The sequence below is a fragment of the Kitasatospora sp. NPDC004531 genome, from assembly GCF_053602195.1.
The window spans coordinates 125,697-150,016 of the sequence record NZ_JBSGDD010000006.1 but is presented as its reverse complement, the minus strand read 5'-3'; the positions used below and the strand labels follow the sequence as shown (position 1 = coordinate 150,016).

Sequence of the window (24,320 nt, the reverse complement as noted above, 5' to 3'; positions counted from 1 at the left end):
CGTTCCCACTCGGCATCCGTGAGATCTCCCCGCCCCATACCCGAACCAACGAGCAAGGCAGGTGACAGTCACATGATCGACCGGACAAGTCCTAGGTGAACTCCTGCTGGCAGCGCTCCAACCAGTCCAGTTCGGCCTTGAGTTGCAGCACCGCGCCCTCGATCAGCAGCCGCGAGGCGCCGTGTTCGCGGGACTGGTCGGCGCTGGCGTTCAGCCCACGCAGGGCGGCCAGGCAGTGCGAGCGCTGCACGTCGATGAGCGTGCGCCGGTCGGCGAGCCGGGTCTGCGGGGCGAGCACGAGCTTGAGGAAGAACTCCTCGCGGACCTTGGCGCCCTCGGACGGGCGGGCGAACCAGTCGGCCAGCTCGCGCCGTCCGGCCTCGGTGAGCGCGAACACCCGCTTGGCGGGCCGGCCGTCCTGGGCGACGTCCTGGCCCTCGATCAGGCCGGACTTCTCCAGCCGGCCCAGCGTGATGTACACCTGCCCGTCGTTGGTGCGCGGGTAGGCCGGGCCGAAGGTGTTCTCCAGGGCGCGGCGGAGCTGGTAGCCGTGCGCGGGGCCCATGGCGAGCAGGGCGAGCAGGGGGAGCCGCACGCGGGTGCCTCCTTGAACTTCGGGGGGTGCGCCGGGCGGTCGGGCCCTGGTCGGCCGTGCGCCGGGGCGGCGCTCCTGGGCGCTGCCCTACCCCGATGCGCGCCCGGTTATTCGTCCGGAACCGGTTCCGGATCGGTCCAGGTGATGGCACCCTGTGGCGCAGGAAGTGACATCCGTCCCGGCAGTCTCCTGGACACACACTTTGGCCTATACCTAACATGCAGGTATTCCAGCGGAACTGACGGCCCATCAGCCGGTTCCCACACCTGCCAGCGCGACCTCCCTCGCGCGCTCCCGTGAAGGTGACGCATGATCACGTCCGTCGTCCCCGGCGATCCGCCGCGCCCCGCCCAGGTCCCCGGCCCGTCCGCCGCCTCCCCCGCGGAGCGCGAGCTCCCGGCCGAGCAGGCGGCGCCGCTCGCCGAGGACGGCCTGTGGTGGCGCGACGCGGTGATCTACCAGGTCTACGTGCGCAGCTTCCAGGACTCCAACGGCGACGGCATCGGCGACCTGCCGGGCGTGCGCGACCGCCTGCCGTACCTCAAGCGCCTCGGCGTGGACGGCGTCTGGCTGAACCCGTTCTACCCGTCCCCGCAGCACGACCACGGCTACGACGTGGCGGACTACAAGGGCGTCGACCCGATGTTCGGCACCCTGGAGGACTTCGACCTGCTGGTGGAGGACTGCCGCAAGCTCGGCCTGCGGCTGGTGCTGGACACCGTCCCCAACCACTGCTCCACCGAACACCCGTGGTTCCAGGACGCGTTGCTGGCCGCCCCCGGCAGCCCCGAGCGGGACCGCTTCCACTTCGCGGACGGCCGCGGCACCGACGGCGAACTGCCGCCCAACAACTGGCGGGCGATGTTCGGCGGACCCGCCTGGAGCCGCGTCACCGAGCCGGACGGCACCGCCGGCCAGTGGTACCTGCACATGTTCACCCCCGAGCAGCCCGACCTGAACTGGCGCAACCCCGAGGTGCCCGCCGAGTTCGAGAAGGTGCTGCGCTTCTGGCTGGACCGGGGCGTGGACGGCTTCCGCATCGACGTCGCCGCCGGCCTCTTCAAGCACCCCGAACTCCCCGACTCCCCCGACCCGGAGGCCGACGAGCGCACCCGCGACTCGGTCAACCCGCTGGCCTGGAACCAGCCCGAGGTGCACGGCATCTGGCGGGCCTGGCGGGCGATCTGCGAGGAGTACACCCAACTCGACGGCCGGCAGCGGCTGCTGGTCGGCGAGGCCTCCGTGCCGACGCCCGCCGAGCAGGCCAAGTACGTGCGGGCGGACGAACTGCACCAGGCGTTCTTCTTCCACCTGCTGCACGCGCCCTGGGACAGCGAGCACTTCCACCAGGTCATCGACGCGGCGGTGCGCGACATCACCGCCACCGGCTCCACCGTCACCTGGGTCCTCAACAACCACGACCAGGTCCGCACCACCACCCGCTTCGGCAGCCCCGAACGGGCCCGCGCCGCGGCCCTGTTGATGCTGGCCCTGCCCGGCGCGGCCTACCTGTACCAGGGCGAGGAGCTCGGCCTGCCGGAGGTCGACGACCTGCCGGACGACGTCATCACCGACCCGATCTTCCACCGCACCGGCAGCCGCAAGGGCATCCGCGACGGCTGCCGCGTCCCGCTGCCCTGGTCCGGCGCCGAGGCCCCGTTCGGCTTCAGCCCCGAGGGCTCCGCCGCCAGTTGGCTCCCGCAGCCGCCGTCCTTCGCCGCCCACACCGCCGAGCGCGCCCTGACCGACCACACCTCCGCCTACCACCTCTACCGCGAGGCGCTGCACCTGCGCCGCCTGCTCCCGCAGCTCGGCGAGGGCACCCTGCGCTGGCTGGAGACGCCGCCCAACGTCCTCGCCTTCACCCGCGGCGACGGCCTCCTGGTCGCCACCAACTTCGGCACCACCCCCGCCCCCGCCCCCGTCACCGGCACGCCCCTGCTCTCCTCCGCCCCCTGCCCGCCCGGCACCCTCCCCCCGGCCACCACGGCCTGGTGGATCCAGCCCCGCGCCTGACGCCGGCGCCCCCGCCAGGCACCCCGCCCCGAACACGACGGAAGGGGCGGGGACTTGGCGGGCCGGGGCGGCACCGCCCTACCGAAATGAGCACCGGATCTGCACTGGATCTGCACAACCCTTTGAGGTCGGGCGCGGTCGGGCACTCTGCGGCCGAAATCACCTGATCGGGTGTTCACATGCTGGACACGCTGTCGATGAATCCAGGTCAGCACTGGGACAATGGTGTGGACCACCGGTCCCATCCCGTCGCACGGCGCGTGTCAGGCGTGCCGGCGGCGATCCTCAACGGCGAGGAGGACCAAGGGCGATCCCCGGGACGGGGCGCCCTCGTGCACCATCCGATTCACGGAAGGTTGTGCCTTGATGCCGGCCACCCCCAGCTCTGCCGCGTCCACCGACGCCGGCGCCCGCCTGATCGAGCCGCTCTACCAGGAGGTACTGCGGCGCAACCAGGGCGAGAACGAGTTCCACCAGGCGGTCCGCGAGGTCCTCGAAACGCTCGGCCCGGTCCTGCTGCAGCGTCCGGAGCTCGTCGACGCCCGGATCATCGAGCGGGTCTGCGAGCCCGAGCGGCAGCTGATCTTCCGCGTGCCGTGGTCCGCCGACAACGGCGACATCCACGTCAACCGGGGCTTCCGGGTGGAGTTCTCCAGCGCGCTTGGCCCGTACAAGGGCGGACTGCGCTTCCACCCCTCCGTCAACCTCGGAATCGTCAAGTTCCTCGGCTTCGAGCAGATCTTCAAGAACGCCCTGACCGGCATGCCGATCGGCGGCGGCAAGGGCGGCTCCGACTTCGACCCCAAGGGCCGCTCGGACGCCGAGATCATGCGCTTCTGCCAGTCCTTCATGACCGAACTGCACCGCCACCTCGGCGAGTACACCGACGTCCCGGCCGGTGACATCGGCGTCGGCGGCCGCGAGATCGGCTACCTGTTCGGCCAGTACAAGCGCATCACCAACCGCTACGAGTCCGGCGTCCTGACCGGCAAGGGCCTGGGCTGGGGCGGCGCGCAGGCCCGCACCGAGGCCACCGGCTACGGCTGCGTGATGTTCACCGAGGAGATGCTGCGCACCCGGGGCGAGAGCCTGGACGGGCAGCGCGTGGCGGTCTCCGGCTCCGGCAACGTGGCGATCTACGCGATCGAGAAGGCCCAGCAGCTGGGCGCGACGGTGCTCACCTGCTCCGACTCGACCGGCTACGTGGTCGACGAGAAGGGCATCGACCTGGCCCTGCTCAAGGAGATCAAGGAGACCCGTCGCGGCCGCGTCTCCGACTACGCCGAGGCGCGCGGCTCGCACGTCAAGTACGTGGCGGGCACCGGCGTCTGGAACGTCGCCTGCGACGTGGCGCTGCCCTGCGCCACCCAGAACGAGCTGCACGAGTCGGACGCGCTGGCGCTGGTCCGCGGCGGGGTGAAGGCCGTCGCCGAGGGCGCCAACATGCCCACCACCCCGGAGGCGGTGCGGGTGTTCCAGGAGGCCGGCGTGGCCTTCGCGCCCGGCAAGGCCGCCAACGCGGGCGGTGTCGCCACCTCCGCGCTGGAGATGCAGCAGAACGCCTCCCGCGACTCGTGGACCTTCGAGCACACCGAGAACCGCCTCGGCGAGATCATGAAGCACATCCACGACTCCTGCTTCACCACGGCGGAGAAGTACGGCAGCCCCGGCAACTACGTGGTCGGCGCGAACATCGCCGGCTTCGAGCTGGTCGCCGACGCGATGCTGGCCCAGGGCCTGATCTGACGCCACCGCCACGAGGGGCCCGGACCGCAGGCAGCCGCCCGGGGTCCGGGCCCGCTCTCATCGGCGCAGCAGCGCGCGCAGCGCCCGCCGGAACACCACCCGGCCGCACCACGCCGTCGGCCGGTCGAACAGCCCGGGCAGCGCCGCGATCCGCAGCTCCTCCCGCCACCGGACGGCGCTGCCGCCCCGGTACGGCCGCACCTCGATCTCGGCCCAGCCCGTCACCACCGGCCCGCGCTTGACCAGCCGGCACCGCCCGACGCCGTCGCCGCCGTGCGGCGGCTCCCAGCGCTCGACGTCCATCACGTCGACGAACCCGAACCGCCCGATCCCGGTGCGCGCCGCCACCGTCAGCGCGTCGCCGGTGACGACGGTGCACGGCACCGCCTCGCCGTGCCGGGGCCAGTCGGTGACCCGCCGCCAGGTCTCCCCGGGCGACAGCCCCACTGCTTCCACGATGCGGAACTCGGTCATTCCGCGATCCTATCCAGCGCCTCGCTCCCGGGCGTAGGTTGTGGCCGCGCGCCCGCGCGGGGCGCCGCACGGGGGAAGAGGTGAGGGCCCGTCATGGCCGTCGAGAAGCGCCGCAGCAAGCCCGACCGGACGAAGTACGGGCCCACCCCGCGACCCGGGGCACCCCGGCCCGCCGCGCCGTCGAAGCGGGCGTCGGGCCCGCTGCTGCCGCTGCTCGGGGTGGCGCTCGGTGCCCTGCTGCTGGTCGGCGGCGTGACGTCGACGCGGGACCTCGCCGACCAGCACCACCGGCCGCAGCTGCGGATGACCGTCGAGTCCTGCACCACGCTCCGCCATGGCAAGTCCTCGGAGACCACCTGCCAGGGCACGGGTGACCCGGGCGGCACCGACGTCGTCGGCTCGCGCTGGCGGTTGCGCTCGGCGCCGGAGCGGTACCCGACCGGCACGGTGGTGGCGGTCCGCTGCGCCCGCGACGCCGTCTGCGACGTCCTCACCCTGGGCAACCACGTGCTGGCCCTCGCCGTCACCGCCGGCGGCCTGCTGATGGCGGGCGCCGGCCTGACCGCCGCCGCCACACAGGCCGCCGACCGGTTCGCCCCGCACCGGGCCGCGCTCCTGCGCACCCGCCGGGTCCGCCGCCGACTCGCCTGGACCGGCGTCGGCACTGCGCTGCTCGCCGTCGCCGCGTCCCTGCTGTTCATGTTCGTCTGACGAACCCGCTCTCAACTGCCCGGCGGCGGGGGTACGTTGAGGCCGCACGGTCCCGTGCGACCGGGGGAACGGGGGTTCGTCGTGCCCAGCCGGAAACCGAAGGGGCGGCCTCGCCGGGCTGTCGCAGGGCGCGGGCAGCGGAAGAAGCAGCCGCGGCGGTGGCAGGGCCTGGACCCGTTCGAGCCCGATCGTCCGGGCCGCGGCATCGCGATCGGCCTGCTCGGGCTGGTCACGGGCATCGTGATGCTCGTCCTGGGGGCGGGCCAGCTCCGGGCCATGGCCGACGCCTCGGCGCTGCCGCCGCTGCGGATGACCGTCAGCTCCTGCGAGAGCGTCGATCCGCCTCCCCCTTCGCACGGCCGCCCAACGATCACCTGCTACGGCCGGGGCGCCGACGGGCCGTCCGGCGTCACCGCCGGGCGCTGGCACTTCGACGCCCCGCGCCCGCTGCGCGGCGGCGAGGTGGTGGAGGTCCGCTGCACCCCGGGCGGCGACTGCCGGGGCGACCTCTCCGACTGGGGCGCCGGCGGCGTGGGCCAACTCGCCTTCGGTCTGCTCTCCTTCGGCGCCGGCGCGTACACCGGCAGCCGGGTGCTCACCCACCGCTACGCGCCCCGGCACGACGACTTCTTCCGGCGCCGCTCCACGGTGGTGGCGACCCTCGTGTTCTTCGCGGCGGTGCCCGTGCTCGGCATCGTCGCGGCCGTCCTGGTCTGAACGGCCCGCGGCCGGCCACGGCGCGGAGCCCGGACCGCGCGTGCGGTCCGGGCCCGATGGGTGCCAGGTGCGGGTGCGGCCGGCGTCAGGCGGCCTTGACCAGGGTGGACGGGTTCTGGCCGGCGGCGCTCCCGGTGAGTGCCACCACGTCCGCCTGTCCGTCGCGGCGCGGCCACAGGACGAGGGCGCCGGCGGCTCCCGTGGCGGCGAGGGCCGCCAGGACGCTCCAGGTGAGCGAGAACCCGGCGCTCGTGCCGAGCCAGCCGGCGATCGGGTAGGTGACCAGCCAGGCCAGGTGCGACAGCGAGAACTGCGCCGCGAACACCTCGGGGATCGCCCGGCGTTCCACGGAGGCCCGCAGGACCTTGCCGGTCGGGGTGATGATCAGCGCCATGCCGACCCCGGTCGCGGTCCAGATGACCGCCGTCCCGGCCCAGCCGGCGAGTCCGGCCGCGACGAGGGTCGCGGCGGCGGTGGTCGCGGCCACCAGCACGGCGGCGCCGGTGACCATCACCGCCCTCGCGGCGACCCGGTCGAGGATCCGGGGCAGTGCCAGGGCGGCCAGCAGCGTGCCGGTGCCGGAGGCGGCGAGCATCCAGGCGACGTCCGACTGCGAGCCACCGAGCCCGTCCCGCACGTAGTTGACGGTGTTCACCACGACGATCGAGCCGGCGGCGGCGACGGTCAGGTTCAGCGCCATGATGCCGCGCAGCCGCGGCGTGGTGAGGAAGGTCCGGATGCCGGCCGCCGCCTTGTCCCAGGCCTTCGCGTGGGTGCTGGGGCGGGCGTTCGGGACGCGGGTCGACAGGACGAGCAGGGCGGAGAGCAGGAACCCGGCGGAGGTGCCGAGGAACAGCCGGTCGAAGCTCATGAACGTCAGCGCCACGCCCGCCAGCACCGGGCTGAGCAGACTCTCCATGGTGGAGGCGACCTGGGAGGCGGACAGCGCGCGGGTGTAGGCGGCGTCGTCGGTGACGATGTCGGGGATGACGGCCTGGAACGTCGGGGTGAACGCCGCGGAGCCGGCCTGGAGCAGCCCGATCAGGACGTAGACGTGCCAGACCTCGCCGACCAGCGGCAGCAGCAGCACGACCGCGCCGCGGACCACGTCGAGGGCGACCAGCAGGGCCCGTCTGGGGAGCCGGTCGATGTACGCGGCGGCCAGCGGCGCGATGACCACGTACATGACCATCTTGATGGTCAGTGCGGTGCCCAGGACCGTGCCGGCCCGGGGGCCCGCGAGGTCGTAGGCGAGGAGGCCGAGGGCCACCGTGGTCAGGCCGGTGCCGAAGAGGGCGATGACCTGGGCGGCGAACAGGTGGCGGTAGTCACGGATGGCGAACAGTCGCATGACGGGTTCCTTCCGGGTCCATGCGGCCGGGCACGGCCCCCGGGGTGGCGGCCGTGCCCCGCGCATACAGGCAGGGGTGTCTTCGCTACGCACCGGTGTCACCCTCGCCTTCCGGCCGGAGGCCGGCGAGGAGGTTGAAGGCACCGGTGAGGACGTTCAGCGCGACGACGCCGACGACATCGGCGATCGCGCGGTCGCTGTAGCCGTGCGCGCGCAGTGCGGCGACCTGGGCGTCGGTGATCGACGCCGGTTCGCGGTGGACCTGGAGGGCGAGGGCGATGATCGCCGCGATCGCGGGATCGGCCGAGCTGCCCTTTCGGGCCAGCTCGATCTCGTCCTCGTCCACTCCGAGCGCGCGGGCGGCGCCGACGTGGGCGTCCAGACAGAGACCGCAGCCCTGCTGCGTCTGTACCGCCACGGAGATCCGCTCACTGATCCTGCGGTCCAGCTTGGCGCGGCCCATGGCCCGGCTGAGTTGGAGGTAACCACCCAGCACGGCGGGCGAGTTGGCCATGGTGGAGACCATGTCGCCGATGCTGCCGTGCCGGGCGACCAGGTCGGCGAGGAGGTCGCGCGAGGCGCCGACGGCCGTGTCCGGGGTGAGGGCGGGGAGGCGGGGCATTGTCTTCGCTCCTTCCTTGAGCGGGTGCCGGCCCGCGTCGTCAGTGGTGGCCGTGGTGCGCGTGGTGGCCGTGCTGCGCGGCGTGGCCCTCGTGGCCCTGGTGGCCCTGGTGGCCCTCGTGGCTGCCGTGCTCCTCGTGCTTCGCGGCGGCCGTGTGCACGGTGAACTCGGCGGTCCGGACGGTGCCCTCGTGCTGGAAGTCCAGGTACAGGCGGTAGGTGCCGGCCGACGGCGCGACGGCCATGAACGAGATCTCGGGGCCGGGCGCGGTGACGCCGTCGCCGGGGGCGCCCTCCGGGTGCACGTGGAGGTAGCCGAGGTCGCCGACGCGCAGCGCCACCAGGTGTCCATAGGCGGCCAGGTACGGCTGGAGGTCGGTGACCGGCTGCCCGCCGCGGCTGACGGTGAGGGTCAGCTCGCTCGCCTCGCCGGCCAGCAGCTCGCCCGTCAGCGTGACCGCGTAGTCACCGATCCGGGCGACCCCGGTGGCCTCCGGCAGCGGGCGCGGGTCGTACGCGCCGGCCACCGCGGCGTCGGCGCCCAGCGTCAGGGTGCCCTCGCGGCCGACCGGGTGGATGTCGGTGAAGAACCGCCAGTCGCCCGGCGTCAGCGTCAACTCGGTGCTCCAGACGCCCTCTTCGTCCCGTACCGGGTGCACGTGCTGGAAGCCCGAGGTGTCCCGCCGCACCGCGATGAAGTGCAGCTCCTTCTCGTGCTCGGGCACGTACTCGGTCACCGGCCGCCCGTCCTGCCCGATCACCCGGAACGTGACCGTCTGCCGGCCCGCCCCGAGGATCGTCGCCCCGAGCTCCAGCGTGTACCCGCCCTCCGAGACCGCGAGGCCCCCGGCCTGGCCGCCGCCGTGGGCGGCGTGGGCGGCGTGGTGGTCGTGCGTGGCGTGGCTGTTCATGGCATCTCCTTGAGTGGTTGCTTCGCCCGGGGGCTCCTGCTCCCTGGCGACACCTGAAACATATACCCCCCGGGGGTATGCAGGGAAGCCCTTCCACCGGATTTCTCCGACCGCACCGCCGCGACGCCGTCTCGATCAACGGCCCATCGCCGCACGGATAACCTCACCGGATGCCCGTTCACCAGTACGCCTACTTCGCCCTGTTCAGCCCGCACGTCTCCGCCGACGAGATGACCTCCCGGCTGGGCATCGCCCCTGACGAGGTGTCCGTTCGCGGCAGCCGCCTCGCCGAGCCCAGGGCGATCCCCGTCCACCACTCCTGGAAGGCCGTCTGCCGGGATCCCGGACTGTGCGTCGACGAGCAGATCGCCCGCATCCTCGACAGGCTCCGCCCCCATGCCGCCGGTCTGGCCGGGCTGGCGGGGCAGCTGGCAGCCGACGGCGGCGGGGCAGTCCTTCAGGTCGTTCGCTACTTCAACGACTCCGACCGCGCCGCAGCACCCGCCCGCCCGGACGCTCCCAACCTCCTCGGCTGGCATCTGGACCGCGAGGTTCTGGACTTCCTCACCGCGGTCGGCGCGGAGCTCGACGTCGACGAGTACGACCTGACGCCGGGCGAGGACGCCGTCTGAGCACCGTTCGCCCGACCCTGCGTCGCGCTGCTGCCCAACCGTTCGCCCGTTCAACGGCACGTCAACCGCCCTTCGCCGCGGGTCTGCGCCGATAGTGGGCGGATGAGCACACCCGATCTCTCCCGCCGGGCCGCGCTGCTGGCCGGGCTCGGTTGCGCGGCGCTGACCGCCTGTTCCGCGTCCCACCCCGTTGCCCGGTCCTTCGGCTCGCCGTCGCCCTCGCCCGGTGGCTCCGCGTTTCCCGCGCCCGCCGCCTGGGCGCCGGGGCCGGGCGAGGTGGAGCCGGACGTCAAGCTGCGGGCGGTGCAGGTAGTGGAGGCGGTCGGGACGTGGCCGCCGGGCGGGCAGGGGCTGGCGGCAGCCGGGCAGCGGGTGGCGGCGCTCGGGTTGCCGGCGGGGCTCGCCGAACAGGGCGGGGCGCTGCTCGCGGACGTGCCGCAGGCCGCGGTGGAGGTGGTGTACGCGCAGTACGGCGGGCTGACGGACGACTCGGCGAGCGTGCTGGTGGTGTGCCGGCAGTGGCTGGCGGCGGCCGACGGCAGCGCGCACTCGGCGGGCACCACGGTGGACGTGCGGCTGTCCCGGGCCGAGCCGCGCTGGACCGTCACCGCCCTGCACCCCGCCGATCCGGGCCCGGTCGCGGCCGCCCTGCCCGACCCGGCCACCCGGGTGCTCGCCCAGCCCCGGATCACCCTGCCGCCGGCGGCCGCGGCGGACATCCGCAGCGGGCAGGTCCACGACTCGGTGCTGAACGCGATGCTGGCGCTGGCCGGGCCGTACAGCTTCCAGCCCAGCGTGGTGCGTTCCGGCCATCCGCTGCTGGTGTTCGGCACCGACCGGCCGAGCGACCACCCGCGGGGCCGGGCCTTCGACACCTGGCAGATCGACGGCCGGGCGGTGGTCGACCCGGCCACCCCGACCGACCTGGTCGACTCCTTCATGCGCGCCGCCGCGGCCGCCGGCTCGTACAACGTGGGCGGCCCGCGCCAGCTGTCCGGCGGGCGCACCGCGAACCAGTTCTTCAGCGACCGGACCCACCGCGACCACGTGCACGCCGGATTCACCGACTGAGCGCCCGAAATCGCTTGCGCTCCCACCCTGGCCTGCGCCAACGTTGCGCCCGCCGATCAATTGGGGGGTTGCGGGTGGGAGTCGGGTCCGGACTGACGCGCAGGGGTGGAGCGGCCGCGCTGGTGCTGGCGGCCGCGCTGACGGGCTGTTCGGGCGCCCTCCCGCCACCGCGGCCGGTGCCCGTGCCTCCCCCGCCGCCCGCGCCGACGTCCTCGACCGTGCCGGCACCGGCCGATCCCGCCCAGGAGTTGGCCCAGCTCCGGGCGGCCGTCGAAGCGGCTCCGCGACCGTTCTCCGCCGTCCTCGCCACCGAGGCCGCGGACGGCACCGGCACCGTGCGGCGGCAGGGCGTGGTCAACGTGTCGGACGTCCAGACGGGCGCGCTCAGCCTCACCTCGACCGACCAGCAGCCGCAGCAGCAGGCCTATCTGACGGTGACCCGCGACGCCGCCTACACCCGCGCCGCCGACCGGGCCTGGGTGCGCTCGGCGCGCCCGTCGGGGCCGCTGCTCCCCGACCACCGCGCGATGGTGCGGGCGCTGCTGGAGCGCGACCCGGCGTCCTTCCGGGGCCGGGCCAGGATCCGGACGCTGCGCGGCGGCACCGGCTTCCACCTGGTCGGCCGGCTCCCGCTCGCCGAGGTCGCCGACGCGTTCGACACCCCCACCCGCGAGCAGCTGGCGCAGCACCGGGTGCCGGACTGCGCGGCCGACCTGCTGATCGACGCGGACGGCCGGCTCTCCGAGCTCACCCTCACCTGCGAGTCCGACGGCTACCGGCTCCGCTCCACCGTCCACCTGGCCGAGTTCGGCCCACCGGCCGAGACCCCGCCGCCCGCCGATCTCTGACGCGACGGGGCCCCGGCCGCCTTCGCGCGGCCGGGGCCCGGGTGATCGTCAGCAGGTGATGCTGCCCTTGCGCAGCGCGTGGCCGCCGGTGTTGCTGTCGTCGGACCAGTAGACCGGCTTGCTGCCGTTCACGCACTCGGCGGTGACGGCGAGCGTGAAACCCTCGTTGTTGATGTTCGGCATGCCGGACGGGCGGTTGAAGACGGCGGTGACGGCGAACGCGCCGGCCGTGTTCACCCGGAAGGTCCGGTGCTGGCCGGAGCAGGTGTCGTCGCAGACCGCCCACAGCCGGTTGGCCTGCGGCTCCCACTGGAGCTCCATCACGCCGGCCAGGCCGGTGCTGACGGTGGCGACCTTGGTGAACCCGCCGGCCTCCAGCAGCACGTAGCCGTAGACGGTGCCGGTGCCCTCGACGCCGACGAAGAACACCCCGCCGGTGTGCGCGGCGTAGCGGCTCGGGTCGTAGGCGGCGCCGGTGGCGGCGTCCTTGAAACCGGCGCCGGTCAGGTAGCTGTCGGGCACCCAGGTGATGCCTTCCAGGCCCGCGTTGGAGCCGGTCGACGGCAGGTCGGCGGTGAGGTTCCACTCCCGGGTGGCGGTCAGCGTGCCGCCGGTGCCGGACACGTCGTAGCGCAGCACGGACAGCCGGCTGGTGGACGAGGAGTCGGCGTTGCGCTCGCTGGAGACGTACACGCCGCCGGCCGCGCCCGCGCCGGTCAGGGTGACGCCCTCGTCGTCGGGGGTGCCGGTGCCGCCGGGGAAGCGCAGGGCCTTGCCGGAGCCCCAGCCGTTGGCGGTGTCGGGCGTCCAGCCGCCGGAGCCGTTCGGGAGCAGCCGCCACAGCTTGCCGGAGTTCTGCGCGCCCCACAGCACGCCGCCCTCCTGGTAGAGGCCGGACAGGTCGGTGCCGAACACGTTGGAGGCGTCGGCGTTGGCGACCGTCGAGCCGCCGGGCCAGGCCACCGGGGTGGTCGAACCGCCGTTGCCGGAGCCGCAGTTGTTGGCGGCGCCGAGGGTCAGGGCGGCGGCCTGGGTCCAGCTGCCGGTGCCGTCCGGGCAGCGCGACCAGGACGGGTCGGAGTGCGAGGTCCAGCTGAACGAGTCGACCTTGGTGGTGCCGTCGGCCAGGTACAGCCGGGCGCTGTCGGCGGAGCCGAGGCCGAAGCTGCCGTGCACGTCGAAGGCCTTGAAGCCGCCCGGGGCCAGGCTGGTGCCGGAGGCGATCTTGTACGTGTTGCTGTCGTTGTCGTCCTTGAGAATCCAGCCGGACAGGTCGATCGTCGCGGTGCCCTTGTTGTACAGCTCGATCGAGTCGTTCACCGATCCGGTCGTCACCACCTCGTTGATCCGGATGTCGTCGGCCGGCGCGGCGACGGCGGGCGGGGCGGTCAGCACTCCGACGCCGACGGCCGGCAGGGCCACGGCGGCCAGCAGCATCGAGAGGCGGCGACGCCACCTCGGGGCACGCGGTTCGATCACGGTCTTCCGTCCCTCGGGTTCGGTGTGGACATGGCGCCGACCAACCTCCCGAGCCCGCCCCAACGACGCCCCACTGCCACCTGTTCCCTTCATGAACGCCCGGCGAACCCCCGCCCGCCCGCGGCTCGAAGTCCCTTGCCCGGCACGGGAACCGGCACGCGGGCCGTCACGTTGTGCGGCGGGGAGGTGGTGCGGTGAGAACCCGCCGGAAGGACGGTCCCGGGCTGCCGGGGCCGCCCGAGGAGCCGTGGAACGAGGTCGCCCCCGGCCTGTGGATGGGCGGCCACTACTGGCACGACCCGCTCGGGGAGCTCCAGTTCGTCTGCGTCGGCGCCGAATTCGACCTGGTGGTCAGCCTGTTCACCACGCCCGGGCACGGGCCCGCGCCGGGCGTCGAGCACTTCGTCGCCAAGGTGCCGGACGGGCCGTTGGACGCCGAGCAGTTGGCGGCGGTGCAGGGCGCGGCCCGGTGCACGGCGGCGGCGGTCGCGGCGGGGCGCCGGGTGCTGGTGCGCTGTCACTCGGGCTACAACCGGTCGGGGCTGGTGGTGGCGCAGGCGCTGGTCGAGCTGGGTGCGGACGCCGCCGAGGCGATCCGCCTGGTGCGGGCCCGGCGCTCGCCCTGGGCGTTGAACAACGAGCTCTTCGTCGCCTACCTGGAGACCGGCCTCGACACGGCGCGCCTGCTCAGCTCGCTGACGGCGCCGGGGGGCTGATGGGGTGTCGGGCGGCTTGGCCCCGGGTTAGCGGCGGCTTATGACCTCCTTATCCGTCGGCGTGGTCGCGAACCGTCGCGCGGCATTCGTCCGGCCGTCATGGGGCCTTCGTGCGGCCGTCGCGGACGGGTGGGCGTAGCCGGGCGGGTACGGCGGTGGTAGGTCGCGGGGCTGGTGGGAGGCCGATTCCGCTGGTGCTGTTCGTGGAGCGGGCGGTCGGCGGGTTCTGACGCGGTGCCAGGTCAGGCGCTCGCCACGGGCGTTGCGGGTGGCCGAATGCCGCCATCGGGGCCGCGGTCGAATGTGGCAGACACTTGTCAATTGGTATAGGCCAATCGTAGCCTTCGGTCCGATCGCGGTGTGCCGGGTCCACACCGCGCCGCCCACGGGTCGCTCCCTGGGCGTCGGGCGGGCATGCGTCCGCCTCTTTTCCCCCACCATCGACCCGGCACCTTTCCGAGGAGAACCATGTCCTGGTCCCGTCGTCTGCTCACCGCGTCCGCGGTGGGCGCGGGCGCCCTGGTCGCCACCACCTTCGCCGCCGGCACCGCCGGAGCCCACGGCGCCATGTTCGGCCCCGCCAGCCGCGTCGCCGCCTGCTACGCGGAGGGCCCCGAGACCCCCAAGTCTCAGGTCTGCAAGGACCTCGTCGCGGACAGCGGCACCCAGCCGCTGTACGACTGGAACGAGGTCAACATCGCCAGCGCCAACGGGCAGGCGCAGCAGATCATCCCCGACGGCCACCTGTGCTCCGCCAACCGCGACAAGTACCGCGCGCTGGACTGGGCCCGCACCGACTGGCCCGCCACCTCGGTGACGGCCGGCGCGAAGACCTTCAACTTCCGCGTCACCGCGCCCCACCAGGGCGTCATGAAGCTGTACATCACCAACAGCAGCTACAACCCCACCCAGCCGCTGAAGTGGTCCAACCTGGACCTGGCCAACCCGATCGCCACCTTCGCGAGCCCGCGTACCTCGGACAACGGCTACTACAACGTCAACGTCAACCTGCCCAACCGCACCGGCCGCCAGATCGTCTACATGGTGTGGCAGCGCACCGACAGCCCGGAGGCGTTCTTCGGCTGCTCGGACGTCGACTTCGGCTCGGGCACCGCGGCCGCGGCCGGCGCGTTCGCCGCGCAGGACCCGTCCGCGCCCACCGAGGCGCAGATCGCCTCGGGCGCCGCGAACTCCTCCGTCTCGCACCTCGGCCACGGCGGCGACGCCCTGACCGCGCAGGAGGCCGCCGCCGGCACCGCGACCGGCGCCGCCGCCTCGGTGCGCACCTCCGACAGCGACAACCTGCTGCTCGGCGTGGCCGGCGCCGGCCTGCTGGCCGCCACCGCGTCCGGCGTCCTGCTGGCCCGCCGGATGCGCAGCGCCTCCGTCACCGCCTGACGGCCCATGAACGCCTGACCGCGGGTCAGGCGGGCGGCGCGGCCCCATCCCCCACAGCTCGGGGGCCGCGCCCTCCGTCGGCGGCGCACGCCGACACGATCCGCCCGGGCTTGCGCCTGCGCTCCCGCTCGGGCCCCGATGAACCGTCAACTCTCGGCAAAACCGCAGGACTCCGCCTTGACGGCCCGAATTGGTCTGGACCATCTTGGGTGCGCCCCCAGCATCTGCGCACCGTCCCACCTCCCCCACACCGTCGAGGAGAACCCGCCCATGAGGCGTGTCACCCTGTCTCTCGCCGCCACTGCGGCCCTGCTCGTCGCGCCGCTGGCCGCCACCTCGGCAGGCACGGCCAACGCCGCCGGAGTCTCCGGACTGGTCGCCGACTACGCCGTGACCCAGAGCTGGTCGAACGGCTTCCAGGCCGGCTACACCGTCACCAACCACACCGGCGCGACGGTCAACAGCTGGTCGCTCGCCTTCGACCTGCCGACCGGCGAGACCGTCTCCAGCCTGTGGAACGGCACCCTCACCTCCACCGCCACCCCCACCGGCACCCACTACACGGTGACCTCGCCCGCCTGGGCCGCGCCGCTCGCGCCCGGGGCCAGCGCCCCCACCGTCGGCTTCGGCGTCACCAGCGGCGCCGCCCAGAGCGCGCCCGCCAACTGCACCATCAACAACCTGCCGTGCGCCGGCGCGCCCGCCGACGGCGCCGCGCCGTCCGTCCCCGGCAACCTGCGCTCCACCGGCACCGGGCCCGGCACCGTCACCCTCGGCTGGAACGCCGCCACCGACAACGTCGGCGTGGCCGGCTACCGCCTGCGCGAGGGCAGCACCGTCGTCGCCACCGCCACCGGCACCAGCGCGACCGTCCGCGGCCTGCTCCAGGGCAGCAGCCACACCTTCACCGTCAGCGCCTTCGACGCCGCGGGCAACGAGTCCGCCGCCTCCGCCGCCGTGACGGCCACCGCCGGCAGCGGCACCACGCCCGGCACCGCCGCCCCCTACGTGGACCTCGGCGCCTACCCGACGCCCAGCCTGCCCGCGCTCTCCGCCGCCAGCGGGATCAAGGAGTTCTCGCTGGCCTTCATCATCAACGGCAGCCAGCAGTGCACCGCCAGCTGGTTCGGCGCGTACGACGCCACCACCGGCTGGAACAAGGACGACATGGACGCCGTCCGGGCCGCCGGCGGCGACGTCCGCCCGTCCTTCGGCGGTGCCAACGGCACCGAACTGGCGCAGTCCTGCACCACCGTGGCCGCGCTCGCCGCCCAGTACCAGAAGGTGGTGGACGTCTACACGCTGGACCGGGTCGACTTCGACATCGAGGGCACCGCCGTCACCGACCACGCCTCCGTCGACCGCCGCTCCGCCGCCCTCGCCCAGGTCCAGGCCGCGCAGCACGCCAAGGGCCGCGAGCTGAAGGTCAGCCTGACCCTGCCGGTGCTGCCCAGCGGCCTCACCGCCGACGGCGTCTACATCCTGCAGTCCGCCAAGAACGCCGGCCTGAACGTCGACCTGGTCAACGTCATGGCGATGGACTTCGGCGACTGGGCCGCCCCGAGCCCCGCCGGCAAGATGGGCGCCTACGCGATCCAGGCCGCGCAGTCCACCCAGGCGCAGATCCGCTCCGTGTGGACCAATCTGACGGACGCTCAGGCGTACGCCATGGTCGGCGTCACCCCGATGCTCGGCCAGAACGACACCGCCTCCGAGGTGTTCGGTATCTCCGACGCCCAGCAGCTGATCGCCTTCGCCCAGCAGAACCACCTCGGCGAGCTGGCCTTCTGGGAGATGACCCGCGACGCCAACGCCTGCACCGGCTCGCTGCCCAAGTGCACCAACATTCCGCAGACCCCCTACCAGTTCTCGAAGCTCTTCGCCGCCTACAAGGGCTGACGAGTGACGGCCCGCGGCTGACGGCTCGACGGCCGCCCCTTCGACGGCTGTCGTCCGCGCCCGCGCCGATTCCGGTGGCCGGCCGGTCGGTCCGTCCCCGGGCACCTGCTGCCCGGGGCGGCCGACGGCCGGCCGACGGCGTCGTGTCACACCGGCTGGTGCTCCCCTTCCTTGCGGGGGCCGGGCACCGCCACCTGCTCGGAGCCCTCCTCGGGCGCGCCCTCCTCGGCGCCCTCGGGGCGGGCGTGCATGGGCAGCAGGAAGATGGCGGCGAACACCACGACCAGCATGCCCACCTCGGCCCACAGGGTGACCTGCTCGGCACTGGCGAAGTCGGCGGTCTTCAGACGCTCGAAGAACACCGTGCCGAGGATGGCGCTGCCGAGTGCGGCGCCGAGCTGCTGGATGGCCGTCAGCGTGCCCGAGGCCGAGCCGGTCTCGTGCGTGTCCACCGAGGCCAGCACCATGCCGAAGAACGGGGCCATCACCAGGCCCATGCCCAGACCGGAGACCAGCAGCGTGGGCACCATCTGCCACGGGGTGACCCCCGCGCCCTGGCTGTGCAGGGTGTACATCAGGCCGAGCACGCCGGCCACCATCACCAGCAGGCCCGTGTGCATCACCTTGCGGCCGAAGCGCTGCAGGGCCTGGGAGGCGACGAACGCGATCACCATGCCGACCGAGGCGGGCACCCCCGCCAGGCCGGACTTCAACGGGCTGAAGTGCAGGCCCAGCTGGGTGTAGAGGCTGAACGTCAGCCAGAAGCCCGTCATGGCGGTGAAGAAGATCAGGCCGAGCACCATGCCGCCGCTGAACCCGCGCTTGGCGAACAGGCTCGGCTCGACCAGCGGGTCCGCCCCGACGGCCCTGCGCCGCGACTCGTACCAGCCGAACACGCCGAACACCGCCACGCCGACCGCCAGCAGCGCGAACGCCCACAGCGGCCAGTCGTGCTCGCGGCCCTGCACCAGCGGGTAGATGACCGCGGCCGCGCCGATCGCCGCGAGCAGCGCGCCGACCAGGTCGAGCCGGACCGTCCGGCCCTCCGCCCGGGCCGGGAGGAAGACCCGGCCGCCGATGAAGGCGAACAGACCCAGCGGGATGTTGATCAGGAAGATCATCCGCCAGCCGGTGCCGGCGAAGTCGGCGTCGATCAGCCAGCCGGCCAGGATCGGGCCGCCGACCGTCGACAGGCCCATCACCGGGCCGAACAGGCCGAAGGCCGCGCCCTGCTCCTTCGGCGAGAAGATCTCCTTCATGATGCCGAGGCCCTGCGGCAGCATCACCGCGCCCAGCAGGCCCTGGGCGACCCGGGCGGCGACCAGCTGCCAGGGCTCCTGGGCCACGCCGCAGGCGAGCGAGCCGAGCGTGAACCCGGCCGCGCCGATCATGAACATCCGGCGGCGGCCGAAGATGTCGCCGAGCCGGCCGCCGGTGATCAGGCCGATCGCCATCGCCAGCGTGTAGGCCGCGCCGAGCCACTGGATCGTGGACTCGCCGCCGCCGATGTCCTGCCGGATCGCGGGCGCGGCGATGTTCGTCACCAGCGAGTCGAGCAGATCCATCACCTCGGCGGCGAGGATGACGAACAGCGCGACCCAGCGCCAACGGTAGGGTTCGGCCGCGCCCGCGAGGGGCGGTGCCGAAGGGGAGACTCCGACCGCGTCGGTCATTGCACACTCCTGCTGAAATGCCGGGGCGCGGTGGACGGTGGCCGCGCAGTGAACGGTGTTTCTTCGAACGAACACTGTTCTACGAGTCGAGCGGCGTTCCCGTCAAACGATTTATCCCCGACTTCTCCCCCACTCCGCCCCTGACGCGTCCCTGAGGCCGCCTCAACGGCCCGCCACCTGCACCGGCCTGCCCGCGGCCCGCCTGCGACCCGGCCGCGACCCGCCGAGAACAGGGCCCTTCGTCCACGGGTCGAACGCCGTTCGTCCGGAGTACGATGATCGGCGGTTGAACGTTCAGCGAAAGCAGGTGGCCCGATGCCCGCGCAGATGCCCGCGATCCCGTGGCACAAGCCACGCAAGGCCGATCCCCGCCAGCCGCTCAGCCGCACGCTGATCGTCGAGACGGCGATCCGGGTCCTGGACGCCGAGGGCCTGTCCGGGGTGACGATGCGCCGGGTGGCGCAGGAGCTCGGCACCGGCCCGGCCTCGCTGTACGCGCACGTCTCCAACAAGGAGGAGCTGTTCGACCTGATGCTGGAGCGGGTGGTGTCGGAGATCCGGCTGCCGCTCCGGCCGGAGCCGGAGCGCTGGAAGGAGCAGATCACCGAGATCTGCTTCGAGGCGCAGCGGGTGCTGACGGCCCATCGGGACGTGTCGCTGGTGTCGCTGGGCAGCATCCCGGTGGGCGAGAGCCAGCTGCGGATCACCGAGTTCCTGCTCGACCTGCTGCTCCAGGTCGGCCTGCCGCCGCAGATCGCGGCGTGGGCGCTGGACGGACTGGGCCAGCTGATCGACACCGACGCGTACGAGGCCTCGGTGTACACCGAGCGGATGGCGCGCGGCACCGATCTCGGCGCCTACTTCGACCAGTTGCGCGGCTACCTGCACGAGCTGCCGACCGACCGTTTCCCGACCCTGCAGAGCATGGCGACCACCATGATGACGGGCGACGGCGACCAGCGGTACGCGTTCAAGATCGAGGTGTTCCTGCGCGGCCTGGAGTCCTTCCTGCCGGCCGACGCGTCGGCGTCCGAGGAGCGGACCTGGCACGGCCCGGCGGGCGGGTGACGGCGGGCGGCTGACGGCTGACGGCTGACGGCTGACGGCTGACGGCTCCAGGGTGGCGGCGGGCGGGGAGTATTGACGACCCTCCGGCGCAGGTCTATACCAAGGGCAGTCACGTCAACCTCGGCCTGGTACCCGACCGTTGACCCGGCCGCGCACCCCCACCTCGCGCCCCCGGGCCCGCCGTCCTCGCCGCCTCGTGGAGAGGTTCTCGATGGAACGCGCACTCCCCCCACACCCCCCTGCCGCCGTCGCCCCGGCGCACCGCCGCCCCCGCCGCGGCCTCGCGGTCGCGCTGGCCGTGTTCGGCCTGCTGGCCGGCGGGGTGGCCGCCGCCGGCGCCTCCGGGTCCGCGAACGCCGCCACCGCCGGCGGGATCGGCTCGAACTGGTACGCCTCCGCGCCGTACCTGATGCCGGAGGACAACAGCCCGCCGGACGCCGCCGCCGTGATGGACGCCACCGGCCAGAAGGCCTTCCAGCTGGCCTTCGTCCTGGCCCAGGGCAGCAGTTGCAGCCCCGCCTGGGGCGGCACCTCACCGATCGACTCCGACACCACCATGCCGGCGGTGATCCAGACCGTCCGGGCCAAGGGCGGCGACGTCTCGGTCTCGGTCGGCGGCTACGGCGGCACCAAGCTCGGCCAGACCTGCGGCACCCCGGAGGCGACCGCCGCCGCCTACCAGAAGGTGGTCACCAAGTACGGCCTCAAGGCGGTCGACTTCGACCTGGAGGAGCCGGAGTACGAGAACAGCGCCGCGATCCGCAACGAGATCGGCGCGGCCCGGATCCTCCAGCAGAACAACCCGGGCATCTACATCTCCGTCACCACCGCGGGCACCAACGCGGGCACCGGCTGGTTCGGCACCCAGATGCTCCTCGAAGCCAAGTCGCAGGGGTTCACGCCCGACAACTACTCGATCATGCCGTTCGACGGCGGCTTCAGCGGGGCCGCGGCGCAGACGGACGCGCTGGTGAAGTTCAATCAGATCCTGCAGAACACCTTCGGCTGGAACGAGGCCACCGCGTACGCCCACGAGGGCGTGTCGATGATGAACGGCCGCACCGACGCCGCCGAGTACTTCCGGCAGGCCGACTTCCAGACCGTGCTGGACTTCGCGACCGCGCACCGGATGGCCCGCTACACCTACTGGTCGGTCAACCGCGACCGGCAGTGCCCCGGCACGGTGGATCCGGGCCTGTCCGGGTCGTGCTCCAGCGTGGTGCAGAACGACTGGGACTTCACCAAGTACACGGTGCGGTTCGCCGGCGCGACCCCGCCCACCGGCTCGCCCACGCCAACCGGCAGCTCCAGCCCCTCCACCGGCACCCCGTGCAGCCCGGCCTGGCAGGCGACCGTCACGTACGTGGCCGGCAACAGGGTCGGCTACAACGGCCACAACTACCACGCCAAGTGGTGGACCCTGAACGAGAACCCGTCGGCGAGCGGGCAGTGGGGGGTGTGGGCCGACGACGGCCCGTGCAGCTGAGCCCGGCCGGTCCGGTGACGCCGAACGGGCCGCCCGCTCCCAGGACTTCTGGGGGCGGACGGCCCGTCGGTGTCTTCCGACTGACGGTGAGTCAGTACGTCAGACGGTGGTGCGGTTGCGGTACTCCTCCGTGATGGCGCGGGTGGAGGGCAGGTCGGCGAGCGGTTCGCCGACCACCCGGGAGGCCAGCTCGGTCGCCACCTTGATGACGTCCTCGCGCAGTTCGGCCTCGGCCAGCACCGTGTCGGCGGCCAGCTGCACGTGCGCCTCGGCCACCAGCTGCTCACGCTGCTGGAGCCCTTCGGCGCGAAGGGCGGCGATCAGCGCCGCGCCCTCCTCGGCGGCGGTCTGCCGGATGGCGGCGGCCTCGTGCCGGGCGGCGCTCAGCTCGGCCTGGAACTCCGCGCGTATCCGTTCCGCCTCGTCCCGGGCGGCTTCGGCACGGGCCAGGCCGCCGTCGGTCTTGTCGTGACGTTCGGCAAGAGTCCGTTCGATGCGCGGCAGCACGACCTTGCCGAGCACGGCGAACAGCAGGAAGAAGACGATCAGGCCGAGGATCAGCTCGGGCACATTCGGTTCGAGAGGTCCCATACTCAGTATGCTATCCGGTCATCTGACGGTGTGTCCGCCCGGGGCCCCTCCATTCCCCTTGGCCCGCACGGCACTTCGGCTCCGCTCAGGCGCCCGTGACCCCGTCGATGTGCTCGCGCAGCAGGTCCGCGTGACCGTTGTGCCGGGCGTACTCGGTCGTGACGTGCAGGAACGTCAGCCGCAGCGACTGCGTCTCGCCGTACGCGACCAGGGTGGCGTCCAACGAGGCGCCGGCCACCGCGAGGTCGGCGAGGCGCTGCTCCTCCAGCAACCGGTGGTACTCCTGCTCGGCCCGGTCCGGGTCCAGCAGGTCGAAGTCGGCGTCCTTGTGGCCCTCGACGAAGTGCAGCGGCGGGACGTCCTCACCGGCGAACCGGATCCGGAACCAGGTGCGTTCGACCTTGGCCAGGTGGCGCATCAGACCGAGCAGCGAGAGCGAGGTCACGGGCAGCGGGCGCAGCGCGAGCTGTTCGCCGGTCAGGCCCTGGCACTTGTACAGGAAGGCGGAGCGCTGCCAGGCCAGGTAGGCGGGGAGCATCTCGGTCTCGGGCGCGGTGAGCGAGCCGCCGGTGCGGGCGAGGGTGGGGACGGTCCAGGTCATGGGCACGATCATGCCGAAGGCCCGTGCGGACGCACCAGGCATTTCCGCCGCCGGTCCGCGCAGCGTCGGGCCGGCCCCGGGCGCGGACCGGGCGGGTGCGGGCGGTTGGTAGCATCGCGGTGAGCCGTGACTGGCGCGCTGGGATGGACTTCACCATCGGGGAGCGGCTCCGCACGGGACCTGCGGGTTCCGACGTGCTGTAGCCGAGCGCCTGGGCCGTCCGAATCGTCGCCGTTCCGTACGAGGAGACCGCCTTGACCGAGTCCCTGCCCCCGCACACCTTCGGCAGCCCCGCCGCCGACACCGCCTTCCGCAGCGCCCTGGACGTGGTGCGTGCCGTCGAGCCGCGGATCGCGGCGGCGATCGGCGCGGAGATCGAGGACCAGCGCGCCTCGCTGAAGCTGATCGCCAGTGAGAACTACGCCTCGCCCGCCGTGCTGCTGGCGATGGGCAACTGGCTGAGCGACAAGTACGCCGAGGGCACCCCCGGCCGCCGCTTCTACGCGGGCTGCCAGAACGTCGACACGGTGGAGTCGCTGGCCGCCGAGCACGCCCGGGAGCTGTTCGGCGCCGAGCACGCCTATGTGCAGCCGCACTCCGGGATCGACGCCAACCTGGTGGCGTTCTGGGCGGTCCTGTCGCAGCGGGTGGAGAGCCCCGCGCTCCGGCGGGCGGGGGTACGGGGCGTCAACGACCTGAGCGAGCAGGACTGGGCGGAGCTCCGCCGCGAGCTGGGCAATCAGCGGATGCTGGGCATGTCGCTGGACGCGGGCGGGCACCTGACGCACGGCTTCCGGCCGAACATCTCCGGCAAGATGTTCGACCAGCGCAGCTACGGGACGGACCCGGTGACCGGGCTGGTCGACTACGACGAAGTCCGCCGCATCGCCCTTGAGTTCAAGCCGCTGATCCTGGTCGCCGGGTACTCGGCGTACCCGCGACTGGTGAACTTCCGCCGGATGCGGGAGATCGCGGACGAGGTCGGCGCGACCCTGATGGTCGACATGGCGCACTTCGCGGGCCTGGTCGCGGGCAAGGTGCTGACCGGCGACTTCGATCCGGTCGCGCACGCCCAGATCGTCACCACCACCACGCACAAGTCGCTGCGCGGCCCGCGCGGCGGCATGGTGCTGTGCACCTCGGAGCTGGCCGAGCACGTCGACCGGGGCTGCCCGCTGGTCCTCGGCGGCCCGCTGTCGCATGTGATGGCCGCGAAGGCCGTCGCGTTCGCGGAGGCCCGGCGCCCCGAGTTCCAGGGGTACGCCCGCCAGGTGGTGGACAACGCGCACGCCCTGGCCGAGGGCCTGCTGAAGCGCGGCGCCCGACTGGTGACCGGCGGCACCGACAACCACCTGGTGCTGGCGGACATCTCCTCCTACGGCCTGACCGGCCGCCAGGCCGAGGCGGCGCTGCTCGACTCCGGCATCGTCACCAACCGCAACGCCGTCCCGCAGGACCCGAACGGCGCCTGGTACACCTCCGGCATCCGCCTCGGCACCCCTGCCCTCACCACCCGCGGCCTCGGCACGGCGGAGCTGGACGAGGTCGCCGACCTGATCCACACCGTCCTGACCGCCACCTCCGCCGCCGGCTCCTCCAGGGCCCAGTACGTGCTCGACCCCGCCGTGCGCGACGCGGTCGCCAAGCGCGCCGTCGACCTGCTGGCCGCCCACCCGCTCTACCCCGGCATCACCCTCGCCTGACCACCCACCGGCC

Annotated in this window: 22 protein-coding genes and 1 riboswitch; of the genes, 13 read left to right on the top strand and 9 right to left on the bottom strand. The window is 73.1% G+C overall.

What is annotated here, in order from left to right:
- Positions 1 to 91: 91 nt before the first annotated feature.
- Entirely contained in the window at positions 92 to 595 is a 504-nt protein-coding gene (locus tag ACWEMJ_RS05160; protein ID WP_452135587.1) for a helix-turn-helix transcriptional regulator, read from the bottom strand.
- Between the two features lie 309 nt (positions 596 to 904).
- Here ACWEMJ_RS05160 and ACWEMJ_RS05155 point away from each other — a divergent pair, with 309 nt between their 5' ends.
- On the top strand, positions 905 to 2,611 hold the full coding sequence (locus tag ACWEMJ_RS05155) for a glycoside hydrolase family 13 protein (protein ID WP_452135586.1): 1,707 nt from the start codon (positions 905 to 907) through the stop codon (positions 2,609 to 2,611).
- A 366-nt stretch (positions 2,612 to 2,977) separates the two neighbouring features.
- Complete coding sequence (gdhA, locus tag ACWEMJ_RS05150) at positions 2,978 to 4,357, top strand: NADP-specific glutamate dehydrogenase (protein ID WP_452135585.1); 1,380 nt, start codon at positions 2,978 to 2,980, stop codon at positions 4,355 to 4,357.
- Between the two features lie 57 nt (positions 4,358 to 4,414).
- On the opposite strand, the gene ACWEMJ_RS05145 is transcribed toward gdhA, so the two are convergent.
- Positions 4,415 to 4,831 carry an SRPBCC family protein gene (locus ACWEMJ_RS05145; RefSeq protein WP_452135584.1) on the bottom strand — a complete coding sequence of 139 codons (417 nt, stop codon included), beginning with the start codon at positions 4,829 to 4,831 and terminating at the stop codon, positions 4,415 to 4,417.
- A 93-nt stretch (positions 4,832 to 4,924) separates the two neighbouring features.
- Between ACWEMJ_RS05145 and ACWEMJ_RS05140 the strand changes: the two genes are divergently transcribed.
- Both ACWEMJ_RS05140 and ACWEMJ_RS05135 read left to right on the top strand, forming a co-directional pair.
- The gene (locus ACWEMJ_RS05140) at positions 4,925 to 5,542 is read left to right on the top strand and encodes a hypothetical protein (RefSeq protein WP_452135583.1); all 618 of its coding nucleotides are present in this window, start codon (positions 4,925 to 4,927) and stop codon (positions 5,540 to 5,542) included.
- 81 nt (positions 5,543 to 5,623) lie between these two features.
- The gene (locus ACWEMJ_RS05135; RefSeq protein ID WP_452135582.1) at positions 5,624 to 6,259 is read left to right on the top strand and encodes a hypothetical protein; all 636 of its coding nucleotides are present in this window, start codon (positions 5,624 to 5,626) and stop codon (positions 6,257 to 6,259) included.
- Positions 6,260 to 6,344: 85 nt separating this feature from the next.
- Here the strand turns inward: ACWEMJ_RS05135 and ACWEMJ_RS05130 are convergent, their stop codons facing one another.
- The 3 genes from ACWEMJ_RS05130 to ACWEMJ_RS05120 form a co-directional block, all read right to left on the bottom strand.
- Positions 6,345 to 7,610, bottom strand: coding sequence for an MFS transporter (locus ACWEMJ_RS05130; RefSeq protein ID WP_452135581.1), 1,266 nt, complete (start codon positions 7,608 to 7,610; stop codon positions 6,345 to 6,347).
- A gap of 85 nt (positions 7,611 to 7,695) precedes the next feature.
- Positions 7,696 to 8,232 (bottom strand): carboxymuconolactone decarboxylase family protein, encoded by a 537-nt coding sequence (locus ACWEMJ_RS05125; RefSeq protein WP_452135580.1) that lies wholly within the window; start codon positions 8,230 to 8,232, stop codon positions 7,696 to 7,698.
- A gap of 40 nt (positions 8,233 to 8,272) precedes the next feature.
- Positions 8,273 to 9,142 carry a hypothetical protein gene (locus ACWEMJ_RS05120; RefSeq protein ID WP_452135579.1) on the bottom strand — a complete coding sequence of 290 codons (870 nt, stop codon included), beginning with the start codon at positions 9,140 to 9,142 and terminating at the stop codon, positions 8,273 to 8,275.
- Positions 9,143 to 9,312: 170 nt separating this feature from the next.
- On the opposite strand from ACWEMJ_RS05120, the gene ACWEMJ_RS05115 reads away from it, so the two are divergent.
- From ACWEMJ_RS05115 to ACWEMJ_RS05105, 3 genes are all read left to right on the top strand, one after another.
- Positions 9,313 to 9,774 (top strand): DUF4279 domain-containing protein, encoded by a 462-nt coding sequence (locus tag ACWEMJ_RS05115; RefSeq protein ID WP_452135578.1) that lies wholly within the window; start codon positions 9,313 to 9,315, stop codon positions 9,772 to 9,774.
- Positions 9,775 to 9,876: 102 nt separating this feature from the next.
- Positions 9,877 to 10,845 (top strand): hypothetical protein, encoded by a 969-nt coding sequence (locus ACWEMJ_RS05110; RefSeq protein ID WP_452135577.1) that lies wholly within the window; start codon positions 9,877 to 9,879, stop codon positions 10,843 to 10,845.
- A 218-nt stretch (positions 10,846 to 11,063) separates the two neighbouring features.
- Positions 11,064 to 11,693: a hypothetical protein gene (locus ACWEMJ_RS05105; protein ID WP_452135576.1), complete on the top strand. Its 630-nt coding sequence runs from the start codon at positions 11,064 to 11,066 to the stop codon at positions 11,691 to 11,693.
- A 48-nt stretch (positions 11,694 to 11,741) separates the two neighbouring features.
- Here ACWEMJ_RS05105 and ACWEMJ_RS05100 read toward each other — a convergent pair whose 3' ends face one another.
- Positions 11,742 to 13,130: a lamin tail domain-containing protein gene (locus ACWEMJ_RS05100; protein ID WP_452135590.1), complete on the bottom strand. Its 1,389-nt coding sequence runs from the start codon at positions 13,128 to 13,130 to the stop codon at positions 11,742 to 11,744.
- Positions 13,131 to 13,366: 236 nt separating this feature from the next.
- Here ACWEMJ_RS05100 and ACWEMJ_RS05095 point away from each other — a divergent pair, with 236 nt between their 5' ends.
- The 3 genes from ACWEMJ_RS05095 to ACWEMJ_RS05085 all read left to right on the top strand — a co-directional run bounded on the left by ACWEMJ_RS05095 (position 13,367) and on the right by ACWEMJ_RS05085 (position 17,185).
- Entirely contained in the window at positions 13,367 to 13,888 is a 522-nt protein-coding gene (locus ACWEMJ_RS05095; RefSeq protein WP_452135575.1) for a protein-tyrosine phosphatase family protein, read from the top strand.
- Positions 13,889 to 14,356: 468 nt separating this feature from the next.
- A complete protein-coding gene (locus ACWEMJ_RS05090; RefSeq protein ID WP_452135574.1) occupies positions 14,357 to 15,286 on the top strand; it encodes a lytic polysaccharide monooxygenase auxiliary activity family 9 protein in 930 nt (309 codons plus the stop codon).
- 270 nt (positions 15,287 to 15,556) lie between these two features.
- Complete coding sequence (locus ACWEMJ_RS05085) at positions 15,557 to 17,185, top strand: cellulose binding domain-containing protein (protein ID WP_452135573.1); 1,629 nt, start codon at positions 15,557 to 15,559, stop codon at positions 17,183 to 17,185.
- 146 nt (positions 17,186 to 17,331) lie between these two features.
- Here ACWEMJ_RS05085 and ACWEMJ_RS05080 read toward each other — a convergent pair whose 3' ends face one another.
- Positions 17,332 to 18,858: an MFS transporter gene (locus ACWEMJ_RS05080; RefSeq protein WP_452135572.1), complete on the bottom strand. Its 1,527-nt coding sequence runs from the start codon at positions 18,856 to 18,858 to the stop codon at positions 17,332 to 17,334.
- Positions 18,859 to 19,173: 315 nt separating this feature from the next.
- Between ACWEMJ_RS05080 and ACWEMJ_RS05075 the strand changes: the two genes are divergently transcribed.
- Both ACWEMJ_RS05075 and ACWEMJ_RS05070 read left to right on the top strand, forming a co-directional pair.
- Positions 19,174 to 19,926 carry a TetR/AcrR family transcriptional regulator C-terminal domain-containing protein gene (locus tag ACWEMJ_RS05075; protein WP_452135571.1) on the top strand — a complete coding sequence of 251 codons (753 nt, stop codon included), beginning with the start codon at positions 19,174 to 19,176 and terminating at the stop codon, positions 19,924 to 19,926.
- Between the two features lie 211 nt (positions 19,927 to 20,137).
- Positions 20,138 to 21,412 (top strand): carbohydrate-binding protein, encoded by a 1,275-nt coding sequence (locus ACWEMJ_RS05070; protein ID WP_452135570.1) that lies wholly within the window; start codon positions 20,138 to 20,140, stop codon positions 21,410 to 21,412.
- Between the two features lie 99 nt (positions 21,413 to 21,511).
- Here the strand turns inward: ACWEMJ_RS05070 and ACWEMJ_RS05065 are convergent, their stop codons facing one another.
- Positions 21,512 to 22,003: a F0F1 ATP synthase subunit B family protein gene (locus ACWEMJ_RS05065; RefSeq protein WP_452135569.1), complete on the bottom strand. Its 492-nt coding sequence runs from the start codon at positions 22,001 to 22,003 to the stop codon at positions 21,512 to 21,514.
- Positions 22,004 to 22,088: 85 nt separating this feature from the next.
- Positions 22,089 to 22,604 (bottom strand): DinB family protein, encoded by a 516-nt coding sequence (locus ACWEMJ_RS05060; RefSeq protein ID WP_452135568.1) that lies wholly within the window; start codon positions 22,602 to 22,604, stop codon positions 22,089 to 22,091.
- 116 nt (positions 22,605 to 22,720) lie between these two features.
- A riboswitch (ZMP/ZTP riboswitch) is annotated at positions 22,721 to 22,828 on the top strand.
- 30 nt (positions 22,829 to 22,858) lie between these two features.
- On the opposite strand from ACWEMJ_RS05060, the gene ACWEMJ_RS05055 reads away from it, so the two are divergent.
- Positions 22,859 to 24,307, top strand: a complete 1,449-nt coding sequence (locus ACWEMJ_RS05055; RefSeq protein WP_452135567.1) for a glycine hydroxymethyltransferase — start codon at positions 22,859 to 22,861, stop codon at positions 24,305 to 24,307.
- Positions 24,308 to 24,320: the final 13 nt, after the last annotated feature.

Excerpts from the sequence above, each read along its gene's own strand:
- ACWEMJ_RS05155 (WP_452135586.1), top strand. The coding sequence starts at position 905 with ATGATCACGTCCGTCGTCCCCGGCGATCCGCCGCGCCCCGCCCAGGTC.
- gdhA (WP_452135585.1), top strand. The coding sequence starts at position 2,978 with ATGCCGGCCACCCCCAGCTCTGCCGCGTCCACCGACGCCGGCGCCCGC.
- ACWEMJ_RS05145 (WP_452135584.1), bottom strand. The coding sequence starts at position 4,831 with ATGACCGAGTTCCGCATCGTGGAAGCAGTGGGGCTGTCGCCCGGGGAG.
- ACWEMJ_RS05140 (WP_452135583.1), top strand. The coding sequence starts at position 4,925 with ATGGCCGTCGAGAAGCGCCGCAGCAAGCCCGACCGGACGAAGTACGGG.
- ACWEMJ_RS05130 (WP_452135581.1), bottom strand. The coding sequence starts at position 7,610 with ATGCGACTGTTCGCCATCCGTGACTACCGCCACCTGTTCGCCGCCCAG.
- ACWEMJ_RS05125 (WP_452135580.1), bottom strand. The coding sequence starts at position 8,232 with ATGCCCCGCCTCCCCGCCCTCACCCCGGACACGGCCGTCGGCGCCTCG.
- ACWEMJ_RS05120 (WP_452135579.1), bottom strand. The coding sequence starts at position 9,142 with ATGAACAGCCACGCCACGCACGACCACCACGCCGCCCACGCCGCCCAC.
- ACWEMJ_RS05115 (WP_452135578.1), top strand. The coding sequence starts at position 9,313 with ATGCCCGTTCACCAGTACGCCTACTTCGCCCTGTTCAGCCCGCACGTC.
- ACWEMJ_RS05110 (WP_452135577.1), top strand. The coding sequence starts at position 9,877 with ATGAGCACACCCGATCTCTCCCGCCGGGCCGCGCTGCTGGCCGGGCTC.
- ACWEMJ_RS05100 (WP_452135590.1), bottom strand. The coding sequence starts at position 13,130 with ATGCTGCTGGCCGCCGTGGCCCTGCCGGCCGTCGGCGTCGGAGTGCTG.
- ACWEMJ_RS05090 (WP_452135574.1), top strand. The coding sequence starts at position 14,357 with ATGTCCTGGTCCCGTCGTCTGCTCACCGCGTCCGCGGTGGGCGCGGGC.
- ACWEMJ_RS05085 (WP_452135573.1), top strand. The coding sequence starts at position 15,557 with ATGAGGCGTGTCACCCTGTCTCTCGCCGCCACTGCGGCCCTGCTCGTC.
- ACWEMJ_RS05080 (WP_452135572.1), bottom strand. The coding sequence starts at position 18,858 with ATGACCGACGCGGTCGGAGTCTCCCCTTCGGCACCGCCCCTCGCGGGC.
- ACWEMJ_RS05075 (WP_452135571.1), top strand. The coding sequence starts at position 19,174 with ATGCCCGCGCAGATGCCCGCGATCCCGTGGCACAAGCCACGCAAGGCC.
- ACWEMJ_RS05070 (WP_452135570.1), top strand. The coding sequence starts at position 20,138 with ATGGAACGCGCACTCCCCCCACACCCCCCTGCCGCCGTCGCCCCGGCG.
- ACWEMJ_RS05065 (WP_452135569.1), bottom strand. The coding sequence starts at position 22,003 with ATGGGACCTCTCGAACCGAATGTGCCCGAGCTGATCCTCGGCCTGATC.
- ACWEMJ_RS05060 (WP_452135568.1), bottom strand. The coding sequence starts at position 22,604 with ATGACCTGGACCGTCCCCACCCTCGCCCGCACCGGCGGCTCGCTCACC.